Genomic DNA, 4688 nt, shown 5'->3' on the forward strand with positions numbered 1-4688 from the left:
ATTAAGCTTTTTTAAAAATTAAAACTAATTTCATCTGTACTTTTAGAAAATCATAATATAATTGTCTCAAAACATCTTGAACAATTTATTAAACTCTTAATTTTTTCATATAAATCAGACACCCTGTTATAGTAATATTAATGATTTAATGATTAATATAATTTTCCTATTGTTTAGAAATGAAAAATAATTTTTTGAATAGATTTTCCTTTATTTTATCTTTTCACAAATATGTCTCTTTTCAAGATAATTATATTTGTTTTATTAAAAAATTATAAAAAAATAAAAATAATTACTTACCCCCTCTACTCGAATATTAAAACTTAAAAAATACTTTAAAGAAAAAATAAAATAGAATAGAAGTAAATGAAAGCAAATAATAAGAAAATAGAATAAGAATAATATAAAAACATTATAAAGATTAAAAAAAGATGTCTAAAAATTAATAAAACTAATAAAAAAATTATGAAAATATATTTTTCATATATTGATTTTTTTATATTGATGTGTTTTTTCTTAATGATAATTTTCATTGCATAATTTATCGAAATCTTCAATTTTACTTCTTATTTCATGTGCCCTTTCCAATTTCTAAGCTTCTTTGAATTTTTTTATCTGAAATGAAGTTATAAATAACTCCACTATTTTTAGTTAAAAATTCTTAAAATTAAAGGAAATGCTTAAGAAAATCGCCTATTTTATAAATAGCTAAGCCACTGCCAAAAAAATATATAAGCTAAAAACAATATATTTCATATAAATGATACCTAAAAACCATCCACGATATAATTCATTGATTGAAAGGGAAAAAATTAAAGATGCAATGAAAAAATCTTACTTAGCAGAAAGTGGAATGATTGCTCATGGAAGAGGAGAAGCATTTGATTATTTAATAGAAGAAAAAACAAGTAAAACTGCTGAAATGGCTATTAAAGCAAGCCTAGCAATGTTATTATTATCTGAAAACCCTGTAATTTCAATTAATGGAAATAGTACTGCCTTAGCCATTGACCAAATAATTGAATTATCTAAAAAAATTAATGCTAAAGTTGAATTAAATCTTTTTTATAGAACAGATAAAAGAGTCAAAATTATTAAAGAACTATTTGAAAAAAAAGGATTTAATAAATTATTAGGAACCGATCCCTATAACTTAAAATATATAAATGGCTTAGAAAGCCCAAGAGCAACTGCAAGTAAAGAAGGAATTTATTCTGCAGATACCATATTAGTTATGTTAGAAGATGGTGATAGAACAGAAATTTTAGCCCAAAATGGAAAATTTATAATAGCTATTGATTTAAATCCTCTTTCAAGAACTGCACAAATGGCTAATATTACAATAGTTGACAATATAACTAGAACTATTCCTTTAATGATTAAAATATCTGATAATTTAAAAAATAAAACTGAAAAAGAGTTAAATAAAATTATTAATGATTTTTCAAATGAAAAAAATCTGAATGATTCTCTTGAATTAATAAGAGGGAAATTCAAATAATTTTTAAACATATAATAATTTTTAAATGTGTACTTTTTAATTTATAATTAATCAAAATGTTATAAAGAGTTTAAAAATAAATATAAACTAAATATAAAATAAATTAAAATAAATATTAATAAATTATTAACTAAATAATTAAATAAATTATAAAAAAATTCTTAACTAGATTACTAAATAATTATTAAAATAATATAAAAAAGTGTTATTATGAAAGTAATGGGGATTTCTGGACTTCCAGGGTCAGGAAAAAGTTTAATATCTGAAATGGCTAAAGAAAAAGGAGCCATCATTGTAAATATGGGAGATTGTGTTAGAGAAGAAGCAACTAAACGAAATTTATCATTAGGAGAAACAGCCATTGAATTAAGAAAAGAACAAGGCGATTTTGTTGTTGCTAAATTAACAATAAAAAAGTTGAAATCTCTTGAAAGCCCATATAAAAATACATTATACATCATTGAAGGAATAAGAAGTCCTTATGAAGTTGAATTATTTAAAGAAAATTTTAAAGACTTTTTAATTTTATCTGTATATGCAAGCCCTAAAACACGATTTAAAAGAGTAATAAATAGAAATAGAGAAGATGACTTTAATAAAATTGAAAATTTTAATAAAAGAGATAAAAGAGAGTTAGATTTTGGCATAGGAACAGTTATTTCTCTTTCAGACTATTTAATTGTTAATGAAAGCAATTTAGAAGAATATGAAGAAAAAATAGAGATGTTTTTTAATAAAAAAGAGGATAAATTTTATAAATAATATGAAAAATTTATAAAATAATTAAAAGATAATATTAAAATTATTTTTAATATATAATAATTATTTTTAATATAAATATTTAATATAAATATTTAATATAAATATTTAATATATAAATAATCTATAAATTTATAAGATTTTGTAAATTTATAAGATTTTATCTAAGTTATAAGATGTTAATATGAAAAAAAATATGGATTTAAATATTTCATCAAAAAATAAAGATACCATAATTCCAGAATATAATTTAACTGGTGATATCCTTTCATTTTTAACATGTAACCTTCAATATAGATATCAAAATAGAGAATCTCTTCCACCATCAAGACCTCTTCAATTGTGGTTTGGAGAATTTGTTCATGGAGTTATGGAACAAGCTTACACAGAATGGAATTTAAATAAAACACCCTTTCCTTGGAATTGGAAAAAAACTATAAGACCAATTGAAGAAAAAATAGAAGAAAGAATGGAAACTAGAGGACTTTATCCCCCTCATCCAAGATATTACAGTTCATATAAACTACTAGACAAAAAAACTAATGAAAATATATACAATAAAAATCCAAAAAAAAGAATTATTAGTACACGTATTGAAGAAATGTTAAATCTCTGGGGAAAAGAGCTATTTCCATTAATGAGTGATGTAGAGGTAAAAATTAAAGCATTACGAAAAATGCCTAATTTTAAAGAAGATAATGAATCTGTAGAAGACATTTTAACTAATGATGGTTCAAATAATAAATATTTAAAAAATGATGATTTGAATAATAAATATTTAAAAAATGATGATTTGAATAATAATGATTTAAGTGATTATGATTTAAATGATAGAGATTTATATGAAATTAATAAAAACAGAAAGAGGTTTAGCTATTATTCAATTAGTGGTGTAGTAGATGTAATTAGTTCACTAAATTGTGATAAGGCTAATATTAATTCAACCCACATGGATCAAAATTTAGTAATAAAATATCTTAAGAAAAATAAAGAAATAGACAAAATTTTAAAAAATCCACAAATAAGGAATTCAGAGGTTTATAGACATGTTGATGAAGATTTTGATATTGAAATAAATAATAAAAATCAAATAAATAATAAAAATTATACAGAAAATAATGAAAAAAACAAACTAGAAAATGGCTTAAAAAGTGATTTGCAAAGTAATTTAGAAAATGAATTTGAAATTATAATAGATTACAAAGGAATGATGAGACCAAAATTTAATTCAAAAAGATGGAAAGAGCATGAAGATCAAATTTTAACCTACAGTTGGCTAAGAAGTAGATTAAACACTTCAAAGCCAATAATAGCTGGAATTATATTTTATATAAATGAGTTACTACCTTCAGCCATTGATTTAAAGTATATGAAAAAAAATATTCATGAATACGATATTAAAGCAAAAAAAATGGATTTAAGAAAGGTTTTAAATTGGGACGACAAACAAAAAAAATTAGATGTGGATTCTGATTATGTGGACACATTTCCAGTACTTTCAGAGAACTTTAGATTAGATAGATCCATAAGAGTCATAAAAATAGATGAAACAGCTATTAATAAATCTTTAAAAACTTTTGACAATGTTGTGAGTGAGATTGAAAAATCAATATATAAAGAATCCATTAGCCATTCAATAAAATACTCTTGGAAACCTATTATAAACCCACAAACATGTGACGTCTGCGATTTTAAAACATTTTGTAGCAAATATAAAATTAAAAAACAGGAGTTTGAAATACCCTAAGCTAAAAAAAACACCTATCATTAAAAAAATTAAATGTTTCAAAAAAAAAACTAATTGTTATTAAGCAACCCAATCTGCTTTTTTAACAGTGATATTTCCATTTTTGTCAGTTTTTGCATTTTTCATTATTCTTTTTGGATTGGTCTTATCAACTTTATCTTCTCTTGTTAAATTAACATTATCAACAATGTATTGAGTTTCATCAAGTTCTGGAATAGTCTCTAAAGTCTTTGAAAACTCTTCTAATATTTTTTCTGCATCTTCTTTAATTTCCATGTAAAACACCTTAGTAATTAATAATATAAATAATTTATATTTCCTTCTATATTAATATATGTAAATTTTTAAGAAAATTTAATTTAAAATTTGTTTTTTTTTATAAATTTCTTAATCTAATTTAAAATATCAATAAAATAAGAAAAGCTATTTAAATAGCTAAATAAATATAATTATATAAAAATATTTAAAAATAATGAATACATTTAAATTTTAAAATAATTAATTGTTTAAATATTAAAATTAATAAAAGCATTTCTTATAAATTAAAATGCTTCATTTTTTAAATAGCTTTTGATCAAACTTTTTCTAAAAGTTTGTTTTAAATAGCTTTTGATCAAACTTTTTCTAAAAGTTTGTTTTAAATAGCTTTTGATCAAACTTTTTCTAAAAGTTTGTTTTAAA

At 21.5% G+C, this 4688-nt stretch carries 4 protein-coding genes; 3 read left to right on the forward strand and 1 reads right to left on the reverse strand.

Annotation, left to right across the window (positions count from 1 at the left end; translation table 11 throughout):
• Nucleotides 1-760 precede the first annotated feature (760 nt).
• The 3 genes from MBCUR_RS01230 to MBCUR_RS01240 all read left to right on the forward strand — a co-directional run bounded on the left by MBCUR_RS01230 (nucleotide 761) and on the right by MBCUR_RS01240 (nucleotide 4007).
• Complete coding sequence (locus MBCUR_RS01230) at nucleotides 761-1501, forward strand: 4-phosphopantoate--beta-alanine ligase (protein ID WP_067089222.1); 741 nt, start codon at nucleotides 761-763, stop codon at nucleotides 1499-1501.
• A gap of 210 nt (nucleotides 1502-1711) precedes the next feature.
• Nucleotides 1712-2263, forward strand: a complete 552-nt coding sequence (locus tag MBCUR_RS01235) for an AAA family ATPase (protein ID WP_067089225.1) — start codon at nucleotides 1712-1714, stop codon at nucleotides 2261-2263.
• A gap of 181 nt (nucleotides 2264-2444) precedes the next feature.
• The gene (locus MBCUR_RS01240; RefSeq protein WP_067089227.1) at nucleotides 2445-4007 is read left to right on the forward strand and encodes a PD-(D/E)XK nuclease family protein; all 1563 of its coding nucleotides are present in this window, start codon (nucleotides 2445-2447) and stop codon (nucleotides 4005-4007) included.
• Between the two features lie 60 nt (nucleotides 4008-4067).
• Here the strand turns inward: MBCUR_RS01240 and gatC are convergent, their stop codons facing one another.
• A complete protein-coding gene (gene gatC / locus MBCUR_RS01245; RefSeq protein ID WP_067089229.1) occupies nucleotides 4068-4283 on the reverse strand; it encodes an Asp-tRNA(Asn) amidotransferase subunit GatC in 216 nt (71 codons plus the stop codon).
• Between the last annotated feature and the right edge of the window lie 405 nt (nucleotides 4284-4688).

This window comes from Methanobrevibacter curvatus (genome assembly GCF_001639295.1).
Taxonomy (GTDB): Archaea; Methanobacteriota; Methanobacteria; order Methanobacteriales; family Methanobacteriaceae; genus Methanoflexus; species Methanoflexus curvatus.